Consider the following 25,323-nt stretch of genomic DNA (forward strand, 5'->3'; position numbering starts at 1 on the left):
GCAGCTTACTTCATGGGGCGGTCCATGCTGTCACGCGTTCGCACTCACCTCTGCTTGCTCGCTTGCTTCGCAGTGTTGTTCAACCTGCTGGTGATGCCGCTCGACCGTTCCCTGCGCGAACCACCTGTAGAGCAGTCGCTGATTCTCGGCAGCTTCTGCAGCCTGCACGGCGTGCAGAGCCTACCCAAGTCGCTATTGGCGCAACTCAAGCTCGATCAGTCCGAACTGGCGGATCATGCCGACAGCAAGCTGCAATCCGGTGATTGCTGCTGCGGTCACGCCGGGCAGGCACTGTTGGTCGGCGACTACTTCAAGCATCTTTATCCGCGTTTCTGGCCCGCTGAGCTGCTGGGCCATATCCCAATCTTGCCTCTGCCCCGTGAACAGTGGCCCAACCTGAATCCGCGCGCTTCCCCCTTGGCCTGAGCTGTCGACTTCTACCCGGTCCTGCGCACAACGCGCGTGATGACCGTGCCCGACTTTTTTGCCAGGAAGCTTTCCATGCCTGCGTTTCGTAGCACCGCACGTGCCGTACTGCCCGTGTTTGCCCTTACCTGTGTTTCCAGCCTGAGCCCACTGTCCCAAGCAGTAGCAGAAACGCTGTCCAGCGATAACTCGACCCTTACGCTAGGGGCGGTCACTGTCAGCGGCAACAGTACAGGCCCATTAGCCACCAGCAGCGTGTTGAGCTCGGTGGATATCCTTGGCGGTGACATCGTCGAGAAGATGCCCGTGGCCTACAGTTGGGAGCTGTTCCGCCGCGCGCCCGGCGTCATGCTGACCGAATTCAACCAGGGCACCACCTCAGGCAAGCTGTCATTCCGGGGTTTCAACGGTGAAGGCGAGGTCAACGCCGTCAAGCTGCTCATCGATGGCATTCCCAGCAACACCAACGACGGCAACATGCCCTTCATCGACTCGGTGTTCCCTATGGACATCGACAGCATCGAGGTCGTCCGCGGCACCAGCGACCCGCGTTACGGCCTGAACAACATCGCCGGCAACGTCAACATCAACACCCGCACGGGCGGCAACTACAACAAGGCCCGCCTGCGCTACGGCAGCTTCAACACCCGCGAGGTGCAACTGGCCAAGGGTATAGAGACCAGCAACTGGACGCAGAACTACTTCTTTGCCCGCCAACATGTCGACGGCTACCGCGATCACGCCGATACCGAGCGCTACAGTTTCGGCGGCAAATGGTTCTATAGCCCCGACGATGCGAGCTTCCGCCTAGGTCTGATTGCCCGTCACTACGAGTCGGAAGCTCAGGAGGCCGGCTACCTGACCGAGGACAACGCCCGCCACCACCCGCGGATGACCAACGTCTACAACGCCACGGACAAGGGAACGCGGCGGATGAACCAGGTCAGTGTGCATTTCGACACCGACCTATCGGACACCTTGTCGTGGTCGGCCAAAACGTACCTCAATACCTTCGACGACCGCCGCTGGACGCAGTACTGGCGCACCAGTTCCCAGCAAGAGCGCGATACCTACGAGGACCAGTACGGAGCCATCACCTCCCTGACCTGGCGACCACAGATAGACTGGCTGCATGCCTTCGCCTTGGAAGGCGGGAGCGACGTGCAGAAACAGGAGAACCGCAGCGAGCGTTATCGTACCCTGCAACGGGTACGTCAGGCGCAGACCCGCGACCAGGACTTCGACTTCAACACCGTCGGGGCCTACGTGCAGGCTGAAATCGAGCCGGTCGAATCGCTGAAAATCGTCCCGGCCTACCGTGTCGACAAGATCAGTGGCGATTTCACCAACAAGATGACCGGGCAGGACTATGACATCAATGACTACGGTCTGATCAAGCAGCCCAAGCTCAGCATTGTTTACTCGCCCTGGAAGTTCGCCAGTGTCTATGCCAACTGGGGCAGGACGTTCCAGGTGGGTACAGGTGCGGCGTCCTACAAGGTCCCGCCACGCAAGGATGATCTGGATCCTTCGATCAACGAAGGCTGGGAAACCGGCGTCAAGTTCACCCCAGTCAGCTGGATGGATGGTCGAGTGGCGTACTGGCGGCAAGACGCAACAGGCGAGGTCAGTCGTCGCCTGAACGACCCGAGCGGAGAATCCGATAACGTCGGCGAAACTCGCCGCTGGGGCTACGACCTGCAGGTCAACCTGCACCCGGACGAACGCACCGAAGTGTGGATGAGCTACTCCTGGCAGTACTCGAAAATCCTTGAGCCCAGCAGCGCGCTCCCGGACAGCAAGGGCAAGGAAATCGACCATGTGCCGCACCACCTGTGGAATACCGGCGTCAGCTACCAGGTAACCCCAGCGTTGCAACTGACGGCGTGGGCAAACGGACAAACCAACTACTATCTTGAGCGTGAGAATACTCAAGGTACCTATGGCGGCTATGTACTGATGAACCTGGGCGCGACCTACAAGCTCAGCGAGTCGATGAGCGTGGATCTGCAGTTGAAGAACCTGACCAACCGTTACTACGAGTATGTCTGGTATGACCCGGATGGAGCCGATGCCTCGCTGCACTCACCTGGCGATGGCCGTGCACTGTATGCCGGGCTGACCTTCGATTTCTGAAGGTCGTTTAGGACTGGCGATCTGGTGGAGAAAGAGGTGGCGGCCCCTCGTCATCTACGCCGGCTGGGCAGCCGCATCTTGAAATGATGGCGTCTTTGCCAGTCTCTGGGGGCTCTTTTCCAGAGAGCCAACGCACACATGGCGAGGGACTCATGGGAGCATTCACGCCAGTCGCGTGAATGCTCCTACCTTCTCAGAGCTTCATGTTAAGAGAGACAAAGGCCGAGCGACCGGGCGCCGGAGAGAACATCGGCTGGTCGTCACCACCCCAGAAGAAGTTGTCATACCAGACGTATTCGTACTCGCGATCCAGCAGGTTTTTCACCTGCAGGTCGACGCTGGTGGTGCTGGTCATGCGGTAACTGATGCTAGCGTCCATCAACACGAAACCACCGTAATTGCCCTGCTCGTTCAGCTCGTCAATGTAGTAGCTACCCTGCGCGCGGCCCTGCAGGCCGAACTTCCAGTCATCGTTATAGCGGTAGTCGACGCCGACGTTACTGATGTACCGCGGCGTAGAGAAGACCTCCTTGCCCGACAACGACTGGCCGGTCGCAGTGTAGGCCTTGACCACCTTGGCTTCCTGGATCGCATGGGAGGCCCAGACTGTCCACTGCTCGTTCAGTTGCGCAGTAATCTGCATGTCCACACCGCGACGACGGGTTTCGCCCAGGCCGACCGTGGTGCCCGTGCTCGGCATGTTTGCCACCTCGTCGGTGGCGTCCTGTTGCCATACAGCGACACGCGCTTGCGCGCCCTCGAACGGACGGAACTTCACCCCTACTTCCTTGCCGGTATTGATCGACGGGTCAAACGAAACCTGTCCCTGGGTCACATACGCTGGCGCGGTCGAGCCAGTGAGAATCTGGAAAGTCCGGCCCCAGTTGGCGTAGAGATCGATCTCGGGGGTGAGGCTATAGACCACGCTCAGCTTCGGCTGACGGATCCAGCCGTAGTCCTGCAGTGACGCCTTGACGCCATTTTGTAGCTCGGTGTTGCCGGAGAACTTGTCCACCCGCATGGCCGGGATAATCTTCAGCGACTCGATCGGCTGGATGACGGCCTGCACGTAACCACCGATGTTGCGGAGGGTGTACTGGTCATCGTTCTGCACCCGCGCCGGGGCGACATCAAAGTCGGTCGGAACGCTGTAGTTGTAGCGCAGGCGGCGGTAGCTGTTGTCCTGTTCCTCGTAGTTGATGCCGCCGTCGAGGGTAAGAAGGTCGTTGGCGCGCCAGGTCAGGTTGCTGAGGACACCAGTCTGCTGCTCGTCCCACTGGCGGCGCTGGCGAGGGGCGTTGCCTGACTGATAGTCGGTGAAGGTGATGGTACGGTCATCGTTGTAACTGTTGTAGTACAGCTTGCTGCTCAGGTTCAGGTCATCGTTGAGCTGCCAATCGGTGTGCAAGCTCAGGTGCTTCATATCGCGATCATCGCCATCGTTGGCGTTCTTCGCTGGCGACTGGGTGCGGCTGTCGCGCATCTGTTCGCGGGTAAGAAAGCCGGACTCCTCCGCCTGATGATGGTACAGCCGGGCGATCAGTCCGACCCGGAAATCCTGTTCGTCGTTGCTCACGAACCACTTGCCGCCGAGCGCGTACTTGTTGGACTCGCTGTGATCGCGGTAACCGTTGCTGTCCTGTTTGGCGAGGAAGTAGTTCTGGGCAATGTTGCCCTCCTCGTGACCGATCGCCAGCTGCACCTCCCTCGTGTCGAAGCTGCCATAGGTCAGGCGGCTATCGACATAGTTGCCGCCTTGTCGGGTCGCAAAGTTGATGTTTCCGCCAATGTTGTGCAAACCATAGCGGGGGTCGTTGGTACCCCGTACCACTTCGATGTAGTCAATTTCCAGCGGGAAGATCATGTCGATGAAACGCTGGTTGCCGCTGTTGACGTTGCTCGGCACGCCGTCGATCAGGGTCTTGATGCCATTGATATAGCCCTCGCCGTTAAATGCGCGGAACGTGGCCTTCCCCGACTCCGCTCCCTGGCCAGTTTCGGTCAGTTGAATACCTGGCATCTGCCCCAGTAGTTGCCAGCTATTCATCACGTTCTTGTCTTCCACCTGATCGCCGCCCATGACGTCGACTGATGTCAGTACATTTTCCGTGCTCAGTGCCACGCCTGCTTTTTGCGTAATGTTCACTTCACCTAGGGTGATGGTGGAGTTGCCAGTTTGGTCAGCAAAAATTTCAGGGGTGAACAATGCCGTAAATGCGGCAATGGAGGCCGACGTAAATCTCATGAAAGCTCCTGAACTCCGGGTCTTGGCCTGTTTGCCTATTGATATGTTATATCATATCAAATCAAGAAAGATAGGCTTCCGCGCGCTCATAGACGGCACCGATACGTTCGCCCTTTGGTCGCGCCTAGCAGATCAACCCAAAGGCAATTTAAGGGTTGCCGGCAGTCAATGCGGATTCGTACATTCCCAAACCATGGACTGCCTAACGTGGGGTGATGATATGGATGAAGAATCGCTACCGATGCTTAACCCGGAGCTCGAGGCTATCAATTGACCGGCAGACTTCTCCGGCCAGCAGCTGTTTATTCAGAACGCGGATTGGCAATACAAAGCGATGCTGAACTGGTCTCACTTTCGTGCCGACCTCTACGCCTTTGCATACAAAGGTGCCGCTGACGGCCTCGTGGAGCTATGACTAATCGTCGGGTACCGCTGGATAGCGGCATTTAGCCTTTGCTCTTTCTGTACCGCCACTCCCTGGAGCTGCAGTTAAAGCTGATGCTAAACAGTGCTCGCGTTCTGACTGGCAAAGAGCCCAAAAACTACGACAAGCATCAGTTGATACCTCTGTGGTCTGAATTGCGTCATCGTCTCAAGGAGATGGGCCCAGAGCAGCCAGACCCAACGTTAATGCTGTGCACCAGTTCATTCGCCAGTTGGACGCCGCTGACCCAGACTCGATGGCATTTCGGTATGCAACCAACAAGAGTGGTAAAGACCACCTACGTGAGGTACTCGACAGCGTGTTCCTTTGGCTAAACGGTACGTACAACTGGAAGGCGGTCGGAGAGCGAACCGGACTGCAAGAGTGGATTTTCAGTCGCGGCGCTCGACAGCAAAGGGTTGCCTTTCGGCATCGATCAAGAAATTCCACGCGGGCGGGCTAAGTATTTTCTGCTGAATCAGGATCATGGTTGCGCGAGGGTGTACTCGGCTTCGAGAGGACCCCCATGAAACTGCCGATCCGAAAACATCTGCCCCTTGATGCGGGCCTGCTCATCCTGGGCGCCATCATTGCGTTCCAGCAGTACCAGCTGTCGACTCTGTCTCGCACCGTGAATGGCGCAGCAGAAAAAGTCTCGATCGATGCACTCCAGAACAGGGTGAGCGCGATCGACGATCGGCTCGACACTGTGTCCGGCAAACCCCTGGTCACGATGGAAGACTTCCGTATCAGCCAGCAAGCGCTCTCGAGCCGGATCGATGCTGTGCAGGCCACAGCAACGCAGGCCCACGAGGCTGCAGCTGAAGCCACTCGCTCATCCGCGACTGCGGGCGATCTCCTAGTACTGAAAGCCGACCTTGAGTCGCTCGACGGCAAACTGCAGAAAATGAGCAAGCCTCAGGCTCAGGCGACTGCACCAGCCCCCAAAGCCTCCTCCAAACCGAAGCCGAAGCCCGCACCGGTTAAAGCCCCACCAATCCCGCAAGATCCTCCGCCCTTTCAGATGGTCGGCCTCGAATACCGAGGCGGAGAGCGTTTCCTGTCTGTTGCCCCCACTGGTAGCACGCGGCTAAGCCAGATCTACCTGATTCGGCCTGGGGAAGTGGTCAGCGGCAGCAACTGGCGCCTCAGGGCTGTAGATGAACGGACCGCAACCTTCGACGCCGGCGGAACAACCCGAACCCTGAGCATCCAGCCATGAGTAAAGCACCATGAATCTACCGATCGTTCGAGCCATCGCCTGCGTCTGCGTTTTTACCGCAATTGGCATTGAGGCCGCGCCGCTTCCTTCCGCCGCTGGAGGGGCCACCTCCAGTGTTCAACAGCTCACCAGCGAAAGCATCCTGTCCCAGAACAAGCTCGATGATAGAGCCGCGCAGGAGTGGGGCCTGACCTCCAAGGAGTACGAACGATATCAAGAGGTAATGCAGGGGCCCCGGGGGGTGTATTCGCCAGGGCTTGACCCTCTCACCGCGCTGGGAATCGAGGCTCGATCAGAGAGCGAACGACGCCGGTTCTCCGAGCTGCAGGTCCAAGCAGAGCGCCAGCGAGTCGATCGGGAGCTCGCCTACCAGCGAGCCTACGACGAGGCGTACCAGCGCCTGTTCCCAGGCATCAAAGCCATTGAGATTTCGACCCCCGCTTCGGGCCAGGCCGGATCTGGGAGCGGCCCAGCTCTGGAGGGCAACGGGCGCATGGCACTCTTCGTCAAAGACGACTGCCTACCCTGCATCGACCAGGTCAAACGGCTGCAGGCGTCACAGACGCCGTTTGATCTGTATTTCGTCGGCAGCCAGCAAGACGATGAAAGGATCCGCCGCTGGGCAATTCTCGCGGGTATTGACCCGTCCAGCGTTAAAAGCCAACTGATCACACTGAATCATGACCAGGGCCGCTGGGTTCGCCTCGGGCTCGGTGGCTCGCTGCCAGCCGCCGTAACACAGGTGAATGGATCATGGCGTCGTCAATGAGCGGGTGGCGGCTCTACATTCTGTCGGTGGTTCTGCTCGCCGGCAACGGATGGGGTGTAGAGGATCCGCCAGCAGCTTACAAGGCGATCGGCATCAGACACGGGGTCCCGCCCGTTGTGCTCTATTCGGTGGCACTACAGGAAAGCGGGACGCGATTGCGCGGGCAGCTTGTGCCGTGGCCCTGGACGTTGAATGTGGCCGGAACCGGCTACCGCTTCGCCACACGGGCAGACGCTTGCCAAGCTCTGATGATAGCGATTGTTAAGGCTGGACCCGCTCGGGTCGACGTGGGGCTGGGACAAACAAATATTCGCTACAACGGGCATCGCTACCGCTATCCCTGCGAAGGCTTGGATCCATACAAGAACCTGGCGGTGACCGCTCAGATCCTGGCTGAACAAAAGGCTAAGGGTGGAACCTGGATCGATGCTGCGGGGCGGTATCACCGCCCTGCCGGAGGGGCGCCGGCCGCGAAGTACCGTAGCTATTTCACGAAACATCTTAGCCGGGTCACCGGCATCAAATTCGAGGTAGTGACCCCATGACATATCCCCACGCCTGGCGATCACACGTCGTGCAGACCCTGGCCTTCGCGATCGTGAGCAGCCTGGCTCTGCCCAGCAATGCTGATCAGCAAGCGGTGCTCACCGTGGTGGAGGACCGTGGCGGCTCATCCGTACTGTCCTACTACCAAGACATTGATCCCGAGCCTACGCACACCACCCCAGTTGTGACTGGCGTCCGGGCGGGCGGGGCATTTCCGGTGTCGACTCCAGAACTGAGCCCCGGCCCAGTACAGGGACGAGTGATCAACGCAGCAGGCCTGCAGCCGATGTTCATCGTTGGCGATGATCCAACGTCGCAGGCCTGGCTCAAGCAGAAGCTATCGGCACTTCAAGGCCTGCAGGCAGTGGGCCTTGCTGTGAATGTCAGCAACGCTGCACGACTGCAAGAGATCCGCCGCTGGGCACCTGGGTTGCAGGTGATGCCTGTACCTGCCAGCGATATTGCTGGTCGCCTGGGGCTGCAGCACTACCCGGTGCTGATAACAGCTACAACCCTTCAGCAGTGAGAACCGGTATGCGCCCAACACGACTATCGCCGGTGTTCACACTGATCATCAGCCATCCCCTACACCGGCCCGGCCGGGAGCAAATGATCGAGCAGGTTCGCCATGTGAGCGAGCTGTACGGCGCTCGCTTGACAGGAATCTCCGAGGTCAACGAACACGCATTCGCCCAGCGCCTGGCCGAACGGCTGACACCGGACCAGGTTGAGCAAGCGCGTGCGGAAGTCGACGCCATGACATTCACCGCGAGGACTTGAGATGGCGACCTACACCCTTGAATCTCTGCTCCGGCCGCCAGTAGAGCTTTTCACTACTGCGGTTTGCTATGTGGCAGCTTCGCTTTGCATTGGCGCGCCCTGGGCTTTTGCGCTGACCCCACTATTTGGAATTGTCGCCGCGCTGGGTTTTATCTACTTGGGCACCATTCGGCTGCTGCAGGCGCGGAGGGTCCTAAGGCACCAGGCGAACCTCAGGCGACTTCCCCACTACACCATGACCAGCGCTGAAATGCCGATCAGCAACGAGCGCCTGTTCATCGGACGCGGGTTCAGGTGGACTCAGAAGCACACACAGCGCCTGGCCGACACCTACCTCCCTCAGTTCGCGGCATACGTGGAACCGACGAACCTTTATGAGCGGGCGCGCTGGCTGGAGGAACGCCTAGAGTTCGCCCCCTTCCCACTGAAACTGATCACAAAACTCACTGGTTGGGATTCCAACTGGAACCCCGCTCGACCTCTCCCACCGGTGGGTGGCCTGCCACGATTGCACGGGATCGAACCAGATGAGCAGAATGTCAGTCTCCCTCTGGGTGAGCGCGTGGGTCACACACTGGTCCTGGGCACCACACGGGTGGGCAAGACTCGCCTGGCGGAAGTGTTCATCACCCAGGACATTCGCCGAACACATCGCCGCGGGCCGCGAGTCCGCATGGGGCGACGGAGCCAGGCCTCTCATCGATGGAGCCGGCGCCGGCGAGCAGAGGAACAGGCCGACCACGAGGTCGTGATCGTTTTCGATCCGAAGGGCGATGCCGACTTGCTCAAGCGCATGTACGTCGAGTGCAAGCGCGCCGGGCGCCTCGACGAGTTCTACGTGTTTCATCTGGGATGGCCGGATATCTCCGCTCGCTACAACGCCATCGGTCGCTTCGGCCGAATCAGTGAGGTGGCCACTCGCATCGCTGGTCAGCTCTCCGGCGAGGGTAACTCTGCAGCATTCCGGGAGTTCGCCTGGCGGTTCGTCAATATCATCGCCCAGTCACTTGTCGCGCTCGGCCGTCGCCCTGACTACGAGCAGATCCGCCGGCACGTCATCAATATCGACGAGCTGTTCATTGAGTACGCACAGAAGTACTTCGCTGAACATGATCCGAAGGCATGGCAAACCATCGTCGAACTTGAAGGCAAGATCGATCGCAAGAACCTGTCTTTCGCCATGAAAGACCGCCCGCTGCGCGTGGTGGCCATCGACATGTACCTGACCCAGAAGCGCATCAACGATTCGGTTATGGATGGCCTGCGCAGCGCTGTCCGCTACGACAAGACCTATTTCGACAAGATCGTCGCATCGTTGCTGCCACTCCTGGAGAAGCTGACCACTGGGCGTATCGCTGAACTGCTTGCCCCCGACTACCTGGACCTCGCCGATGAGCGTCCCATCTTCGACTGGATGCAAGTGATCCGAAAACGCGCCGTGGTCTATGTTGGCCTCGATGCACTATCCGACACCGAAGTCAGTGCGGCCGTGGGCAACTCGATGTTCAGTGACTTGGTCTCTGTTGCAGGCCACATTTACAAGCACGGCATCGATGACGGCCTGCCGGGACATATGGCTGGGGGCAAGGTACGCATCAACCTCCACGCTGACGAGTTCAACGAGCTCATCGGGGACGAATTCATCCCGATGGTCAATAAGGCCGGTGGTGCCGGCATCCAGGTCACCGCCTACACCCAGACGATGAGTGATATCGAAGCGAAGATCGGCTCGAAGGCGAAAGCCGGGCAGGTGATCGGTAACTTCAACAACCTATTCATGTTGCGTGTTCGGGAAACAGCGACCGCTGAGCTGCTGACCAATCAGCTACCAAAAGTGCAGATCTACAACAGCACGCCGGCGAGCAGCGCGAACGACTCGGTCAACGGCAAAACCGCGTTCACCTCAAGCTCGCACGACCAGGTGCAGCTGGCGAGTGTGCCGATGATTGAGCCAGCCCACGTGGTGGGACTGCCGAAGGGACAGGCCTTCGCGCTCATCGAAGGTGGGAGTCTGTGGAAAATCCGCATGCCGCTCCCCGCGAACGACCCAGACGAGGTCATGCCCGGCAACCTGCAGGAGCTGGCCGCCGGCATGCGGCGATCGGCAGTGTCCTCGAACGATTGGTGGGAAGCCCCTGGCTATCAAGAGCTGAAATCAGCTTTGCCCGAAGACCTGGTTGAAGATTTCCGCCAAGTGGCCACCGATGATGCAGCTTGAGGTGTAGCCAATGGCAGATGACGTATCAAAGAAGGCCGAACAGCAGCAAGAGCGACAGGAATCGCTGTTCAGCAAGATCTTCTGGTTCCCGATTACCTTCATCGGCGTAATGTTCAGCTCGCTGTTCCTCGCCATCGTGGTCGACTGGGTATGCCTGTACTTCTTCTGGCCAGAGGCCGGGTGGCGGCACGGTCAGCAAATGCTGGTCAGCGAGGTCGGCTGGCTATCCAAGGGCCTGGTCCATAGCGCTGTCGTCCAAGAGCCCGGGCGCACCGCGACCTGGCTGGTCACTGAAGCTTACGACTGGCTGGTCGTGAAGACCGGGATGCTTAGCTGGGTCCAGGGCATGGAGTCGATCGCTCAAGCCGGTCCCCGCAACGAGCTGGACATGCGCTATTGGGCCGCGCAGAGCGTCACAACGGTCCAGAACTATGCCCTAGCCGCCCTCTTCACCGTCCTGGTGTTTTGCGTCCGCCTGGTCGTGCTGCTGATGACAGTACCGCTTTTTGCCATGGCTGCACTCACAGGCCTGGTCGACGGTCTGGTGCGGCGAGACCTCCGTAAATTTGGTGCCGGCCGGGAGTCCAGCTACCTGTACCACAAGGCCCGGGCAACGATGATGCCGTTGGCCATTTTCCCCTGGACTTTCTACTTGGCGCTCCCGATCAGCATCAGCCCAATGCTGGTACTACTCCCCTGCGCTGCCTTACTCGGGGTGTCCGTGAGCATTACGGCCGCGAGCTTCAAGAAGTATTTGTGAGGAAGAGAACGATGCAATGGACACACGAGCAGTCGCCAATCATCCAGTCGGAGGCCCCGAAACTCCTTATCCAAGCCGGCGCTGGCAGTGGCAAGACCACAACGTTGGTGGGCTATGCGCAACACCACTCCCGCCTGCGGATTCTCTATCTCTGTTACAACAAGTCGGTCGAGATCGCCGCGCGTGGCCGATTTCCGCGCAACGTGGTGAACAAAACTGCGCACGGCCTGGCCTACGCCGTCTATGGCACACAGTTCAGCCATAAGCAGACCAACAACTTGCGACTGACCGATATCGCCCGAGCGCTTGATACGCAGGACTGGGAGCTGGTCAGGGACGTGCTAACCACCCTCAACAACTATATGGCCAGCGCCGACGACCTGATCGAGCGCTGCCACTTTCCACGGTTCGGTGACCGCCCGATGCTTACCTCCGCCCAGGAGCGCTACCTGAACCAGGCGCTGGTAGCAGCGATGAGCATCTGGAAGCGCATGACTGACCTGCAGGACACAGCGGTGCAGATCACGCATGACGGATACCTGAAGCTGTACCAGTTGAGCAAACCCGACCTGAGCCAGCGCTTCGACTGTGTCCTGCTCGATGAGGGACAGGACGTAAACCCCGTCATCGCTGACATTGTGCGCATTCAGCGTATTCGTAAGGTGGCAGTGGGTGATCGTCACCAGCAGATCTATCGCTTTCGAGGGGCGGAAGACGCTCTAAATGCCAGCTGGATGGCCGGGGCTGAGAAGCACTACCTGACCCAGAGTTTCAGATTTGGGCCTGCAGTCGCCCATGTCGCCAACATCATCCTGTCCTACAAGGGAGAAACCAGGAAGCTGCAGGGACTGGGCGAGAAGACATTGGTGAAGAAGGCGCTGCCGGTCGGGCTGCCGCACAGGACATACATTCATCGGACCGTTATCGGGGTGATTGAAAACGCACTGTGCCTGGTCACCGAGAAGCCCAAAATCTACTGGGTTGGCGGCATCGACAGCTATTCAGTACGCGACCTCGAGGACCTGTTCTATTTCAGTCGCCAACAGCGCGATCTGGTCCAGAACAAAAAGCTGCTCCGTGACTACCGAGACTATGGCCAGTACGTGGAAATCGCCGAGGTTAGCCAGGACAGCGAGATGATCCGATCGATCAAGATCATCAACATGTATCCGGATCTGCCTCAGCGAATCTTGGCCCTGCGCTCATGCACCGTGGACCAAGAGCTAGATGCAACTATCACCCTCACCTCTGCCCACAAGTCGAAAGGCCTGGAGTGGGATTTCGTCGGGCTCTTCGACGACTTCACGTCGGACCCGCTCTCACCTGATATCGATCCAGGTCGACGAGATGATGAATTGAACCTTCTGTACGTGGCCGTCACCCGGGCGATGAAGATCCTCGCCATCAACAGTCTGGTGCTGTCCATCATGGAACGCTACGTGGACGCTCTCGCCCCAGGAGCGCGTCAAGCGCGCGGCTGATTAAATAAAGGAGTCACTATGAGCAAGAAATTCGAACACCGCGCTGAGTATGTCGCTATCCCATTCAAAAACGCGACTAGCGGCGCTTGGATATTCAAGAGCACAGAACAGACGCTTGAGCCCGATGTTGCGTCTCTTTTGGCAGAAGAGGAGCAACTGCAGAAGAAGATGCTCGAGCTCGGAGCCGAACGCTGGGAGCTCGTCAGCACCCAGCCAGTGTGCCGGGGCGAGATCAAAGTGGGCAATCAAAATGCCCAGGCCTGGTCCTACGGGTTCCCAATGCCGGTCGGATATCTGCTCTTTTTCAAACGCGAGTCAGTAGTCTGACCAATCAGGCGCTTTAAGCTTCATGATCATGTCCTGGGAGGAGGGCCAACATGGCGTTGGCCCTCCTTACCATCTCGACCAGCTCCACTGAGCTCACCTCTCGTCGGTGCTGCAGCAGCTCGGCGGCCAAAACCGCTTTGTCGTAGCAACCTTCATCTCGGAAACGGACACCCAGAAAGTCCGATACCCAAGCTTCAAACGCCGGCGAGTTGGTGGTTTTCCGCGGCATAAGACTCCCCCACAGATCAGTTTTTCCGTATGCCTATTCCCTGGCTTAACTTCGGCTCATTGTAATCGGTCTGGGTCGTTCAATCGCCCTACCTAAGTGGATCAATCCACTTCACCAAAGCGTGACCGGCTTAGAGAAAAAATACTACGGACCTCAGATAAGTATTTCTTGAGGCGCCCCTCCACCTGGTCTCGGCATTCTGACGCCCACAGTCCGTCGCCCCAGAGCCCAGCCGTGAACAAGCCATCCCTCCTCCTTGTATCTCCTCGCCGAATCCTGCTTGGCGCGCTGATCAGCGTCAGCGGCGGCTTTTCACTAATACCCAGCGCTCAGGCGGCCGGTGCATCAGAACAGGCCAACATCGAGGTGATGATCCGGCAGTTGAACGCGCTGGAGGACTCGGCGCGGCGCAGCGCCACGATCGCCAGCGAACCTGGCCATCGCTACTACTTCGACTATGAACGTCTGGCTGGCGACATCCAGCGCGTTCGCCAGGGCCTGCAAGAGTACCTGACCCCAAGTCGCGCACAGCCGCGGGATCCGGCAGAGCTGGCTGGAAAATACACCCTCACCGGCGGGCGGATGCCATGAGCATGAGCGGCACTCAAGTCGCAGCTTTCAACGCTGCCAGCGGCATCACCCCCCAGGCCAGCACCGTGCTGTTCGTAGGCACCGTCATCGCGCTGTCGACCCTTTGGGGTGCCTGGGCGCTGTACAGCATCTATCGGGGCTGGGCGACCCAGAACATCGACAAAAACATCGCAGCCGCGTCGACCGTCCGGGTCATCGTCCTGCTGCTGATTCTTTCCGTACTCGTTCTCAGCTAGCCAAGGAGCTAACCGATGTCCATCCGCACCATCACCAAGTCACTCACCGGCGCCGCTGCATTGCTCATGGGTCTGCACCCAGTCATTGCCGCTGCCGCCTTACCGGGAGCACAAGCCCCCACACGCGGCGAGGGAACCAGCTGGCTACAAACCATCCAAAACTACGGTTACGACGGTTTCATGCTGATTGGGCTGTTCCTGCTCGGCGGCATGATGGTGGGGGTCGCCTCCCATGCCTACGGTGTTTACCACGATATCCATGAGGGCAAGAAGAAGTGGCGAGACCTGGGCCTCACCGCGGTGGTCGGGATCTGCCTGATCGGTGTCGGCATCTTCATGGTCACCAAAGCCACTGGCGTCCTCTAACTGGTGATGCGACATGGCTGAAACCACTTACCTCAAGGATGGAACGCTCGACTTCCTCCCCCACAACCTCAACAGGCAACCCATCGTCATGGGCGGCCTCACAGCTGATGAGATGTGGGGTACGGTTGGAGCGTGTGGGGGAGCCGGGGTGATCCTGGGTATCCCGGTATCGTTCCTCTTCGGCAACCCATCTCTATTCATCGCTTGCGCTCTGGTAGGTGGTGCACTGGGCTTGACCGTGGCAAGCCGAATCCTGCGGAAGATGAAGCGCGGCCGGCCGGATACATGGTTTTACCGCCAGCTCCAGTTCTACAAGGCTCAACACCTCCCCTTCCTCGGTGGCCCCCAGTTGGTCATCCGGAAGGGCGCGTGGACATGCCGTCGTATAGGAAAGTAGGGATCTTCATGAGTTTTCGAAAACGAGTGGATGCTCAGCAAGCACATATTCTCAGCTTGCGAATCGCGGTCATTGTGCTGGGCGCAGTCAGTCTATTTGCGTTCTATGGCTGGCACAAAGCCCCCGAAGATCTGACCGTGCATGTGCCGCCGGATCTGCGCTCCGGTAGTACTCGCAAATGGTGGGAGGTACCACCAGAGAACGTGTATGCCTTCGGGTTCTATATCTTCCAGCAGATGCAGCGCTGGGAGAAGAACGGGGACGACGACTACCAGGACAACATCGAGCGTCTGGCCTCCTACGTGACCCCTGGCTGCAAGGAGTACCTGCAGAAAGACTACGAGATGCGCCGTAACGCTGGTGAACTGCGCCGCCGTGAACGGAATGTCTCAGAAATCCCTGGCCACGGGTTGACCGACCCTGGCGTGCTGCGCGTGGAAGAAATCGGAATCAACGACTGGACAGTCAACCTGGATCTGCTCGCTGATGAGTCGGTGAACGGCGAGCGGGTCAAGCGTGCAATGACCCGTTATCCACTGTCCATCGTCCGGGCCGACGTCAACCCGGAAAAAAATCCGTTCGGGCTGATGTGGAACTGCTATGCGTCCAACCCGCAACGCATCGAGGTAGATCTGCAAGCAGCCGGGGTGAAGCCATGAATGTGCGCGCGTGCCTCCTTGTTCTGGGCATTTTCGCGGTTGCCAATGTGAAAGCGGTAGAGCTGCTGCAGTGGGACCGTATCCCGATGGCAATCCCGCTGATTGTCGGGCAAGAGCGCATTGTTTTCGTCGACCAAAACGTGCGCGTAGGCATGCCTCCGCAGCTTGTTGGCCAGCTGCGGGTCCAGAGCACCGGCGGCGCCGTCTACCTGCTGGCCAGCCAGGAAATTCCACCGACCAGGCTGCAACTGCAGAACGTGGCCACTGGCGAGATCATGCTGGTGGATATTGCCGCGACACCAGCGACAGAGGGCCAAGCCAATCTCGAACCCGCGAAGATCGTCGCCGGTGCTGCCCCTTCTACCTACTACGGCGATACCACCTCGACGCGAACGCCGACTAAGCGATCCGCGACGTCGGAGGAGGAGGATGTTCCTCCGCACCCCCGACATGAGACACCTGCGCCGGTGGCCTTGACCCGCTATGCGGCGCAAATGCTGTACGCCCCACTCCGGACAGTTGAGCCTGTCGCCGGCATCAGCCAGGTGCGTGTTGATCGAGCCCTAGACCTCAGCACCTTGTTGCCGGTGTTACCGGTGGAAGCATCGGTGCTGGGTGCTTGGCGCCTCGACAACAGCTATGTCACGGCAGTCAAACTCAGAAACCTGAGTGCCCAGCAGTTGACGATGAATGCAACAGAGCTGATGGGCAACTTTTCCACGGCGACATTCCAGCACCCGTACCTCGGAGCTCGTGGAAATGCCAGCGATACCACCACGCTTTACCTGGTCACCCAAGGAAAGGGGCTGAAAGAGGCCCTGCTGCCGTCTTCGGTCAGCCAAATTGATCCGAAAGCAGGAGGGCGCCGTGGGCAGTCTGAAAAGTAATCCACTCCTCAAGTACCTGCTCATCCCCGTGCTGATCGTCGCGCTCATCATCGTGTTCAAGGGGGGGAGTAAAACAGAGGAGCCGAAGGCTCCTGAAGATAAGCCGATCATCATCGGAGGCGACACCGCGCGCAAGCTAGGGGTGGACGGCGATACTCCGGCCGACACCCTCCGCACGGTGGTCGCTGAAAGTCGCGAGGTGAAAGACCAGATCGCGAAGGTGCTGACCGACAACAAAGAACTGAAGGACCAGAACGCAGAGCTCCAGCTCCGGCTCTCGCGCATAGATCAGAATGTCGAAAACAAGCTGAATGATGCGAAGGGCGAGCTGCAGGAGCAGGTGAAGAACCAGAGCGTGGGCCTGTTGGACCAGTTCCAGCGTCAGTTGGATAACATGTCGCAGAACCCCAATGCCGCTGGGCAGGACCTCCCCATTGGGCTCGGAGTGCTGCCAGGTGACGGCGCGGGTTTCGACAAAGGGACGAGGTCCAATGGACTCGTATGGGTTGAACCGACCGATGCCACTGCCTTGGACGCTAGCGGTAAACCCCTTCAGCCCGGCTCCGCCCAGACGGCCAGCAGCTTCAATTTTCCCACCAGCTTTGGGAGCACCCTGGACAAAGGCCAAACAGTTCTCAGCTCGACGGCCCAGAACGTCGGCGCTGATTTGTCTCCCCAGGATACCCGCAAGCAAGTACGCAAAGCCTATACCTTGCCCCAGAACTCGACCTTGATGGGGTCGGTGGCCATGTCGGCGCTCATTGGCCGCGTACCGATCGATGGAACAGTAAATGATCCCTTCCCTTTCAAGGTCCTGATCGGTCCGGACAACCTCACCGCAAACGGCATCGAGATCCCTGACGTCGTCGGTGCTGTTGCCAGCGGTACCGCATCAGGCGACTGGACATTGTCCTGCGTGCGCGGGCAAGTCCGGAGCCTGACCTTCGTGTTCGCAGATGGCACGGTCCGATCATTCCCTCCCCCGGCAGAAGAGGCCAACGGCAGCCAGAACAACAACCAGAACAGCAGCAACGGTAACGGGCAGCCAGCGATCCAGGGCGGACTCGGCTGGATCAGCGACTCCTACGGCATTCCTTGCATCTCCGGCGAGCGCCGATCCAACGCCAAGGAGTACTTGACCAACCAGTCCCTGGTGACGGCCGCGGGCGCCGGCATCGCCAAACTGTTGAAGGCTGATGAGCAAAATAGCTCCACTACCTTCAGCAGCGGAGGAACTTCATTCGGGACCACGGGCTCCTCGGGGAACTCCGCCATGGGCGCGATTCTGACCGGTGGGGTCAGCGACATCCGCTCCTGGATGAACAAGCTCTACGGCGAAGCTTTCGCCGCCGTGTACGTACAGCCCGGGGCGAAGGTTGCCGTCCACTTGGACCAGCAGCTCGCCATCGACTACGAGATCAAAGGCCGCAAGGTCGATTACAACGCCGGAGCCAACCATGTATCCGCAAACCTTGACTAAGCCCCGCCTGCAGGCCGGCGCCTGGCTCGTGCTCGCCCTCATTCTAGGCGGATGCACGACTGACAAAGACGAGCTGCTCCCCCACGGGGAAGCCAACATGATGGACGTGTGGCAACACGGCACGTCTGGCGGGAGCTCTGGCAGTTCCAACAGCAGAATGTTGCTGGATGCGCGCCAAGAGCTGCGCCGACCGCTCGATGACGCTCAGGTGGCTCGCCAACAGGCAAGTGCTGACGCCTTCAACCGCACGCCCCAGAACGAAATTTACAGCCAGTTCAAGCGCCTCCCGAACCCTGATCTGGTGATGTACGTGTTCCCACACCTGGCTGGTACGGATCCGGTCCCAGTCCCGGGGTACACCACGGTGTTCCCGATGTATCAACGCGTGCAATACGCCATGCCAGGCGAGCGGACGGAGGAGTACTGATGCAGTTCATAAGCAAATTGCTGGGCAAAGGCCCTGCAACGCCTATCGAGCCCGTGCTCGGCCAGCCGACAACCGATACCGACCTTATCGACGACTATCCCGCAACTGCCAGTACTGTCATCAACGAAGAAGACCGCCAGGCTGCGAATGACCGGTACATAGCTCGCCTGGAGTCCATGGGCATCCCTTCACCCATCGACTGGCAAAACCCTAAACGTCGGCCGGCGACAAAAGCTGACGTGGCGAGGATGTACGAGGTCAACCCGTCGTTCGTGGACATGCTGCCATGGGCAGAATACCTGCCCGAGGAAGAAGCCATGCTCCTCGAGGATGGCATTTCCAGGGCGGCGTTTTTCGAGTTGATCCCGATCGGGACCGAGGGACGCTCCGACGACTGGCTTCAACAAGCTCGCGATGCGTTGCAAGGTGTCCTGCAGGACAGTTTCGACGAGCTCGAGAGCTCTCACTGGGTAGTGCAGCTTTATGCCCAGGACGAAACGGACTGGACCGGCTACCTGCAAAAACTCCAGTCCTACGTCCAGCCCCGGGCTGAGAACACGGATTTCACCAAGCTCTACCTCGCGCTGTTCCGCCACCACCTCGAGTCCATCTCCAAGCCAGGTGGATTGTTCGTCGACACGGCAGTCAGCAACCTCCCGTGGCGTGGTCAAACACGGAAAGTCCGCCTGGTGGTGTATCGCCGAGTAAAGAAACAGGACGTCGTGGTGCGCGGCCAGGAGCCTGCCGCCTACCTCAAAGCGATCTGCGACCGTCTTAAAGGATCCCTTGCCAACGCCGGCGTGACAACCAAACGCATGGATGGCCATGCGATCAAGCGTTGGCTCGTAGGCTGGTTCAATCCACACCCAGATCACCTGGGCTCGACTGAGCGCGATATCCGACGTTTCTACGAAGCGGTGTGCCAGCCAGCCCGCGAGCTGCAAGAGGGTGAGCTGCCGGTGGCGAGCGGCACCGACTTCTCGGAGAACTTGTTCTACAGAGAACCGCGCTCGGATATCGACAGCGGTCTCTGGTCGTTCGACGGCATGCCGCACCGGGTTGTGATGCTGGATCGCCTGAAGAATGCCCCCCTCACTGGGCATCTGACCGGTGAGACCAAGCAGGCCGACTCATTGAACTCGCTGTTCGACCGGCTGCCGGAGGATACCGTGTTGTGCATCACCATGGTGCCGACCCCGCAGGATCTGCTGGAAGGGCATCTCGAACAGCTATCCAGGAAGGCTATCGGGGATACGCAGGCGTCCAGTCACACCCGGGATGACGTTGAAACGGCGCGGTCCCTTCTCGGACGAAAGCACAAGCTCTACCGGGGAAGTGTCGCGTTCTTCCTCCGTGGTCAGAATAAAGCCGTGCTCGAGGAGCGCACGACTAGCTTGTGCAACGTGCTCCTCGGCGCCGGCATGCAACCAGTCCAGTCACAGGACGAGGTAGCTCCTCTAAACAGCTACCTGCGCTGGTTGCCATGCAACTTCGACACGAATGAAAACCGCGCCTTGGATTGGTACACCCAGCTTATGTTCACCCAGCACATCGCCAATCTGGCACCAGTCTGGGGGCGCTCCACTGGCACAGGTAACCCGGGCTTCACCCTATCCAATCGAGGGGGGGCAGCGCTGACCTTCGATCCGCTGAACAAGCTCGATCGACAAATGAACGCGCACTTGTTCTTGTTCGGCCCCACCGGCGCGGGTAAGTCTGCCACAGCCAACTACCTGATCATGCAGGCCATTGCGCTCTACCGCCCTCGACTCTTCATCATCGAGGCCGGCAACAGCTTCGGCCTGCTGGGCGATTTCGCCAAGCGGCTTGGCCTGACCGTCAACCGGGTACGGCTCGCTCCGGGTAGCGGCGTGAGCCTCGCCCCGTTCGTCGACGCCGTGCAGCTCGTAAAAAACAAGGACCAGGTCAAAGTCTTGGATGCCTCGGACGTGGATGCATCGGACCAGCACCTGACCGACGCACTCGCGGGGATGGAGGACGAGCAGAGGGACATCCTGGGCGAGCTGGAGATCACAGCCCGCCTGATGATCACTGGCGGCGAATCGAAGGAGGATGCGCGACTCACTCGGGCCGACCGCAGTGCCATCCGGCAGTGCATCATCAACGCCGCCGAGCTGTGCGTAAGTAAAAACCGTCCGGTGTTGACTGAAGACATCAGCGCAGCGCTGCAGGCAATGGCCAGCGACGACAAGCTCCCTGAAAGCCGGCGCAACCGGTTCATGGAGATGGCCGAGGCCATGGAGATGTTCACCATGGGCACCGAGGCTGAGATGTTCAACCGTCCTGGTACCGCCTGGCCGGAAGCTGACATCACAATCGTCGACTTGGCCACCTACGCTCGTGAGGGCTACCAAGCCCAGATGGCCATCGCCTACATCTCCCTGCTGAACACCATCAACAACATCGCAGAGCGGGACCAGTTCAAAGGCCGACCACTCATTGCCTTCACCGACGAAGGCCACATTCCATTGAAGGTGCCACTGCTCTCCCCGTATTCGGTGAAGATCACCAAGATGTGGCGAAAACTAGGTGCCTGGTACTGGATGGCAACCCAGAACGTCGACGACATCCCTCCAGAAGCATCCGCCCTGCTGAACATGATCGAGTGGTGGATCTGCTTGAACATGCCGCCTGACGAGGTGGAGAAAATCGCGCGTTTTCGTGAGCTCACGCCGGCGCAGAAGACGATGATGCTCTCGGCACGGAAGGAAAACGGCAAGTTCACCGAGGGCATCGTCCTGGCCAAGCGGATCGAGATGCTGTTCCGTGTGGTGCCACCCAGCCTGTGCCTGGCTCTGGCCATGACCGAGCCAGAAGAAAAGCGGCAGCGTTACGAAACCATGCAGGCGCTCGGCTGCGATGAGCTACACGCAGCACTGCAGGTAGCCGCGGACCTGGACCGCAAACGCGGTATCACTCCCTATCCCATCACCTTACCCGAACCAAAGAAGGCCGTGGAGCGCGTGGCATGAGAGTCATGAACACCCTGACCCAGAACATTATTGATAGCCTGACCCAGCTGCTCAAAGAGCCCGGGCACGACACACTCCAGTCATTGTCGGTTTGCGCCCCAGTGCTCATAGACGAGCTGCAACAGATCAAAAATAACGCCCTTGATCGTCGCGACATCATTCCACTGGTTCAGTGCGTGTTGGACGAATGGCTGAAGCAGCACCCCCAACCTGACGGAGCCATTCAGGATCTCCAAGTCGCCTTGCAGAAACTCGGTCGGCCTAGACCTCATCCTGGTGATTTGGGGGGAGAGCATGCCTAAGATTAGGCTCAACCTCATCTTGTTTATCGTCATGGTGATCGCAGGCGTAGGTGCCTGCTGGCAGCTCGCAACGAGTTCGAGTGCTAGAAGTCCCGATGAGACCTGGTACTTCGGTCCCTCGAATGCCAGGTGGTTAATCACTGAGTACGCAGACCTCGAATGCCCTTATTGCAGGGCATACACCCCGCAACTGAAGCAATGGATAAGCGGCCAAGAGAACGTGAAGCTCGCGTGGCACCATTTCCCTCTCGATATCCACGGCGTTGCTGCACGATCGGAGGCGCAACTCGTTCAATGCGCAGGGTACTTAGGGGGGGCAGCGGTATTCTGGCAGGCGATCGAACTGGTTCTGCTGCGCACACGGGGTGATGGACAAGGACTCGCTGAGAAGCTGGAGGTACCCGGTGTGTCCACCGAGGCTCTTTCCAGTTGCGCTAGGGTAAACATGGACATCCGTGGAGTTGTTGAGGGGCAGATTGCTGTGGCCAAGAGCCACGGCATTGCCGCTACCCCTACGATCGAGGTCACCGACAGTTTGACGGGGCACAGCATGCGCCTGGAGGGTCCCGTGGATAGCGCCACACTGCTATCGGTCATTGATGCCCTCGCAGCCCAGGCCACTGCGAGCAAGGAGTAGCGAGGGTAATGATCAAGCTCACGGTCTCCCGCATCGACAACAATGACGAAGAAAGCAATCTACCAAGCAGGTTCTTCCCAAGCGCAGGCTCTGGCCATGGATGGTTTCAGCTTGAGTCGACCGGGGAAGAATTCCCCTCACACGATGAGCTGAGCTGGGCTCTCCAGGAGTGGAACGACGACTGCGTGCTCATGGACTATGACGCGACCATAGGCAAAGGTCGGTTCGTAATAGTCGACTGGTATGCCCCAACGCCCGGGACCGTGATCGAGCTGCAGCTGCAGCTCGATATGAACCTGGAAGACCTTGATCCTGGTGACGAGGAATGGTTCGACTAGTTCACATTTCTGTAGCGACCTGAGATCCGAGGGGAACGGACTTCCCTTCGCCCAGTCTCTGTCGGTGTGATTGTGGAGGTGAACGGGATGATGGAACTACAAGGTTTCGCCAGCAGACACAGCTATTTGAGTGTTCAACTTGAAAAGCTCTATCAGCAGCTATCCGACTCACACGATGCCGTAGGTTTGTCGGCCTCCGTGACGCAACTCAACAATGATATTTGTGAAATGCAGCGGGATGTCATGAAGGCAGTAATACGCCGATCCCGATCGCCCGCCGCAGTGACTTGGGCATCAGCGACCGGGTACCCACAACTCACTCACGCTCTCGACGATCATGAGGATCTGGAGGAAGTGTGATGGTCAGGGTGAAACTACCGGTGAGACCCTGACGTAGTTCCTGAGGCATCCAATAGGCAAACTGCACCAGCCACGCGCCATCCTGCAGGCGATGGGTCTCCTGCCGAAACTTCTCAACCGATGCCTCATCAATCCCAAGAATGGCCGCCACTTCTTGGTTGGTGGGTATGGCGTCCTTCACCAGCCTGCCTCCTTGCGTCAAACCGGAATAGAAAATACCCCAGTGCCAGCTGAGCGCCATCAACCGCTTATCGGTTGGCGAGTTTATCGCTCTCAATCCAAGAATGAGCGCGATTAAGGGCCCAGGTCATCGCAGCCGTCGTAGTCTGCCCTTTGCAGTCCATATGGCCCTCTTCGAGCAAAAGCTTTCCATCCAGAGCATAGATACCGAGAAATAGCTGAGTCAGGTGCTCGCGAGAGACCCGCACCTGAATATTAATGAGGGAGCCGTCGGCCATCCGCTCATCGAAGTTCCTGAAGCAGATCGGGATCCGCCCACTCCCAGAATACTTGTCCTCTGTTGCGCATGTCCGTTCCAGTGTAAGTGCTAATCCGGGCAGTATGGAGTCACCTCAACGAGCCTGCCAGACCGAAAACGCCTCGCTTACGCCCGTGTGGGGATTTACCGAGAAATCCAAGTACCGTCAGATATCTATTTCCTACTGCGCCTGGCGGGCCGATCCGTTTTCCTGTACCCGTCCCCACTTCAGGTGCAGCCTCATGTTCAATATCCCCCCGCCTTCATCGCGAGTGATCCCGTTGTTCGTCGCCGCGCTGGCCACCGGTACCGCGCATGGCGAGACCTGGGCCATCACAGACGCGGCGCACCCACTCACCTCCGTACCGGCAGATGTGCGTGTCATCAAGCTCGATGATCAACAGCGCATCGAGGAGCAGTTGTCCAGGAAGTTACCACCCAACCCGCACCAAGCCGCGCTCGCCGCTAGGCAACTAATGGGCACGCCGGCCGGAGCTGCCCTTATGCAACAGCTGGCTGCCGCTCAGCAGGGCAATGCCGATGCCTGGAGTGTCGGGGTCTCGAAGGTGCCAGCAGTCGTTGTCGATCGCCGGTTTGTGGTCTACGGCCAACCCGACGTGGCTGCTGCCATTCAGGCAATCAACCAGGCAAGGGGGCGATGATGAGACGAATCTCGCGACTCACCTTGGCTGGGCTTCTAACCTCGACGCTACCTTTCTCAGCCTCCGCGGCCATCAGCTCGGCGGCGATTCTCGCCTCCACCACCTCGCCTACCTGCCTGGAATACAAAGTAGTCGGCATCTGCTACTGGCTGCTCTGCACACCCGTTGGCTGCACGGTCAAAACCTCAACCAAAGTCCGGCACTACATTCCGGACGCAGTGGTATCCGCCTATGCCAACACGGGGGAGAATCCGTGGACAGAGGTAAGCCCCATGGGGGCACCGAATGCGACGGCGCAAGCCGGCAATGATGGGACTACCAACCACAACGCCGAGAACAACATCACCAAGTTCAAGGAGGCCGACGTCATCGGTCACCCTGGAGCTGGGGTATTCAGCCGATTTGTAAGCTCTTTTGGCTACTCCTGCCACGGCGCGACCACCCCATACGTGCCCTACATGCTCAGCACCCTGGACACCCTCGCATGGCGGTACGGGGTTCCCGAATCCGTCTATCCAGAGGCCCTGATCCCCGGCATGCGAGAGGTCGGTGGACTTCTCTCGGCCGACATGTGGGGGAGCGTCTATCCACGGAGCGGGTTCATCCACCAGGTCGACGACTTCAAGGCCGGTGCAGTCATCGCCCAGCGCGCCGGTGACATCACCACCCGCGTAGGACAACCCCACGTGTACCTGCCTATGCGCTCCCTGCCGGAGCCTGGCTACTGGCCTGCCGGGGAACTGAAAGAAGGTGATGCCGGCACAGGCAAGTGGCAGGAGCTGACGCCAACCATCAGCCCTACCTGCGCCGTGTTCCCCTCCCCTGGCCCGAATGCCGACGCAGTCGACGAAGCCTATGCCTGGGCCCTGTGGCGGCCCTACTCATGCTGCCAGCGCAAGGGCCAGACCTTCCTGGGAAGCACTGACTTCCAATGAGAAAAGACCTGG

28 protein-coding genes are annotated in these 25,323 nt (G+C 59.1%); 26 read left to right on the plus strand and 2 right to left on the minus strand.

The window, feature by feature from the left end; genetic code table 11:
• Positions 1-24 precede the first annotated feature (24 nt).
• Positions 25-426 carry a DUF2946 family protein gene (locus tag NP552_RS04695; protein WP_213607115.1) on the plus strand — a complete coding sequence of 134 codons (402 nt, stop codon included), beginning with the start codon at positions 25-27 and terminating at the stop codon, positions 424-426.
• Between the two features lie 75 nt (positions 427-501).
• A complete protein-coding gene (locus tag NP552_RS04700) occupies positions 502-2,562 on the plus strand; it encodes a TonB-dependent receptor (protein ID WP_213607114.1) in 2,061 nt (686 codons plus the stop codon).
• A 193-nt stretch (positions 2,563-2,755) separates the two neighbouring features.
• Here the strand turns inward: NP552_RS04700 and NP552_RS04705 are convergent, their stop codons facing one another.
• A complete protein-coding gene (locus NP552_RS04705; protein WP_274096502.1) occupies positions 2,756-4,807 on the minus strand; it encodes a TonB-dependent receptor in 2,052 nt (683 codons plus the stop codon).
• Between NP552_RS04705 and NP552_RS04710 the strand changes: the two genes are divergently transcribed.
• The 22 genes from NP552_RS04710 to NP552_RS04815 all read left to right on the plus strand — a co-directional run bounded on the left by NP552_RS04710 (position 4,806) and on the right by NP552_RS04815 (position 22,876).
• Positions 4,806-5,081, plus strand: coding sequence for a hypothetical protein (locus tag NP552_RS04710; protein ID WP_274096503.1), 276 nt, complete (start codon positions 4,806-4,808; stop codon positions 5,079-5,081). The genes NP552_RS04705 and NP552_RS04710 overlap by 2 nt on opposite strands.
• A 676-nt stretch (positions 5,082-5,757) precedes the next feature.
• Positions 5,758-6,453: a methyl-accepting chemotaxis protein gene (locus NP552_RS04715; protein ID WP_274096504.1), complete on the plus strand. Its 696-nt coding sequence runs from the start codon at positions 5,758-5,760 to the stop codon at positions 6,451-6,453.
• A gap of 10 nt (positions 6,454-6,463) precedes the next feature.
• Positions 6,464-7,222 (plus strand): TIGR03759 family integrating conjugative element protein, encoded by a 759-nt coding sequence (locus NP552_RS04720; protein ID WP_274096505.1) that lies wholly within the window; start codon positions 6,464-6,466, stop codon positions 7,220-7,222.
• The gene (locus NP552_RS04725) at positions 7,219-7,767 is read left to right on the plus strand and encodes a lytic transglycosylase domain-containing protein (protein WP_443201029.1); all 549 of its coding nucleotides are present in this window, start codon (positions 7,219-7,221) and stop codon (positions 7,765-7,767) included. The genes NP552_RS04720 and NP552_RS04725 overlap by 4 nt, the downstream gene beginning before the upstream one ends.
• Positions 7,764-8,294, plus strand: a complete 531-nt coding sequence (locus NP552_RS04730) for an integrating conjugative element protein (RefSeq protein ID WP_274096507.1) — start codon at positions 7,764-7,766, stop codon at positions 8,292-8,294. Before NP552_RS04725 ends, NP552_RS04730 begins: the two co-directional genes overlap by 4 nt.
• Positions 8,295-8,326: 32 nt before the next feature.
• The gene (locus NP552_RS04735) at positions 8,327-8,548 is read left to right on the plus strand and encodes a hypothetical protein (RefSeq protein WP_274096508.1); all 222 of its coding nucleotides are present in this window, start codon (positions 8,327-8,329) and stop codon (positions 8,546-8,548) included.
• Position 8,549: 1 nt separating this feature from the next.
• Positions 8,550-10,766, plus strand: a complete 2,217-nt coding sequence (gene traD, locus NP552_RS04740; RefSeq protein ID WP_274096509.1) for a type IV conjugative transfer system coupling protein TraD — start codon at positions 8,550-8,552, stop codon at positions 10,764-10,766.
• Positions 10,767-10,776: 10 nt separating this feature from the next.
• Positions 10,777-11,526, plus strand: coding sequence for a TIGR03747 family integrating conjugative element membrane protein (locus tag NP552_RS04745; RefSeq protein WP_213607107.1), 750 nt, complete (start codon positions 10,777-10,779; stop codon positions 11,524-11,526).
• An 11-nt stretch (positions 11,527-11,537) separates the two neighbouring features.
• Positions 11,538-13,007: a UvrD-helicase domain-containing protein gene (locus NP552_RS04750; protein WP_274096510.1), complete on the plus strand. Its 1,470-nt coding sequence runs from the start codon at positions 11,538-11,540 to the stop codon at positions 13,005-13,007.
• A gap of 18 nt (positions 13,008-13,025) precedes the next feature.
• Positions 13,026-13,334, plus strand: coding sequence for a hypothetical protein (locus NP552_RS04755; protein ID WP_274096511.1), 309 nt, complete (start codon positions 13,026-13,028; stop codon positions 13,332-13,334).
• A 502-nt stretch (positions 13,335-13,836) separates the two neighbouring features.
• Positions 13,837-14,154: an integrative conjugative element protein, RAQPRD family gene (locus tag NP552_RS04760; RefSeq protein WP_274096577.1), complete on the plus strand. Its 318-nt coding sequence runs from the start codon at positions 13,837-13,839 to the stop codon at positions 14,152-14,154.
• A gap of 2 nt (positions 14,155-14,156) precedes the next feature.
• Positions 14,157-14,390: a TIGR03758 family integrating conjugative element protein gene (locus NP552_RS04765; protein WP_443201024.1), complete on the plus strand. Its 234-nt coding sequence runs from the start codon at positions 14,157-14,159 to the stop codon at positions 14,388-14,390.
• A gap of 15 nt (positions 14,391-14,405) precedes the next feature.
• Positions 14,406-14,756 carry a TIGR03745 family integrating conjugative element membrane protein gene (locus NP552_RS04770; protein ID WP_213607103.1) on the plus strand — a complete coding sequence of 117 codons (351 nt, stop codon included), beginning with the start codon at positions 14,406-14,408 and terminating at the stop codon, positions 14,754-14,756.
• 13 nt (positions 14,757-14,769) lie between these two features.
• Complete coding sequence (locus NP552_RS04775; protein WP_274096513.1) at positions 14,770-15,153, plus strand: TIGR03750 family conjugal transfer protein; 384 nt, start codon at positions 14,770-14,772, stop codon at positions 15,151-15,153.
• 8 nt (positions 15,154-15,161) lie between these two features.
• Positions 15,162-15,812 carry a PFL_4703 family integrating conjugative element protein gene (locus NP552_RS04780; protein ID WP_023628669.1) on the plus strand — a complete coding sequence of 217 codons (651 nt, stop codon included), beginning with the start codon at positions 15,162-15,164 and terminating at the stop codon, positions 15,810-15,812.
• Positions 15,809-16,699, plus strand: a complete 891-nt coding sequence (locus NP552_RS04785; RefSeq protein ID WP_274096514.1) for a TIGR03749 family integrating conjugative element protein — start codon at positions 15,809-15,811, stop codon at positions 16,697-16,699. The genes NP552_RS04780 and NP552_RS04785 overlap by 4 nt, the downstream gene beginning before the upstream one ends.
• Complete coding sequence (locus NP552_RS04790) at positions 16,680-18,179, plus strand: TIGR03752 family integrating conjugative element protein (RefSeq protein ID WP_274096515.1); 1,500 nt, start codon at positions 16,680-16,682, stop codon at positions 18,177-18,179. The genes NP552_RS04785 and NP552_RS04790 overlap by 20 nt, the downstream gene beginning before the upstream one ends.
• Positions 18,157-18,606, plus strand: coding sequence for a TIGR03751 family conjugal transfer lipoprotein (locus NP552_RS04795; protein ID WP_274096516.1), 450 nt, complete (start codon positions 18,157-18,159; stop codon positions 18,604-18,606). The genes NP552_RS04790 and NP552_RS04795 overlap by 23 nt, the downstream gene beginning before the upstream one ends.
• Positions 18,606-21,599: a conjugative transfer ATPase gene (locus NP552_RS04800; protein ID WP_443201025.1), complete on the plus strand. Its 2,994-nt coding sequence runs from the start codon at positions 18,606-18,608 to the stop codon at positions 21,597-21,599. The genes NP552_RS04795 and NP552_RS04800 overlap by 1 nt, the downstream gene beginning before the upstream one ends.
• Entirely contained in the window at positions 21,596-21,901 is a 306-nt protein-coding gene (locus NP552_RS04805) for a hypothetical protein (protein WP_213607100.1), read from the plus strand. The genes NP552_RS04800 and NP552_RS04805 overlap by 4 nt, the downstream gene beginning before the upstream one ends.
• Positions 21,902-21,932: 31 nt before the next feature.
• Positions 21,933-22,538: a DsbA family protein gene (locus NP552_RS04810; RefSeq protein WP_274096579.1), complete on the plus strand. Its 606-nt coding sequence runs from the start codon at positions 21,933-21,935 to the stop codon at positions 22,536-22,538.
• An 8-nt stretch (positions 22,539-22,546) separates the two neighbouring features.
• A complete protein-coding gene (locus NP552_RS04815; RefSeq protein WP_103470041.1) occupies positions 22,547-22,876 on the plus strand; it encodes a hypothetical protein in 330 nt (109 codons plus the stop codon).
• Positions 22,877-23,192: 316 nt separating this feature from the next.
• On the opposite strand, the gene NP552_RS04820 is transcribed toward NP552_RS04815, so the two are convergent.
• The gene (locus tag NP552_RS04820; protein ID WP_274096517.1) at positions 23,193-23,477 is read right to left on the minus strand and encodes a hypothetical protein; all 285 of its coding nucleotides are present in this window, start codon (positions 23,475-23,477) and stop codon (positions 23,193-23,195) included.
• A gap of 479 nt (positions 23,478-23,956) precedes the next feature.
• Here NP552_RS04820 and NP552_RS04825 point away from each other — a divergent pair, with 479 nt between their 5' ends.
• A complete protein-coding gene (locus NP552_RS04825; RefSeq protein ID WP_274096518.1) occupies positions 23,957-24,376 on the plus strand; it encodes a TIGR03757 family integrating conjugative element protein in 420 nt (139 codons plus the stop codon).
• On the plus strand, positions 24,376-25,311 hold the full coding sequence (locus NP552_RS04830) for a TIGR03756 family integrating conjugative element protein (RefSeq protein ID WP_274096519.1): 936 nt from the start codon (positions 24,376-24,378) through the stop codon (positions 25,309-25,311). The genes NP552_RS04825 and NP552_RS04830 overlap by 1 nt, the downstream gene beginning before the upstream one ends.
• Positions 25,312-25,323: the final 12 nt, after the last annotated feature.

The sequence above is a fragment of the Pseudomonas sp. 8209 genome, from assembly GCF_028682105.1.
Lineage (GTDB): Bacteria > Pseudomonadota > Gammaproteobacteria > Pseudomonadales > Pseudomonadaceae > Aquipseudomonas > Aquipseudomonas palmensis.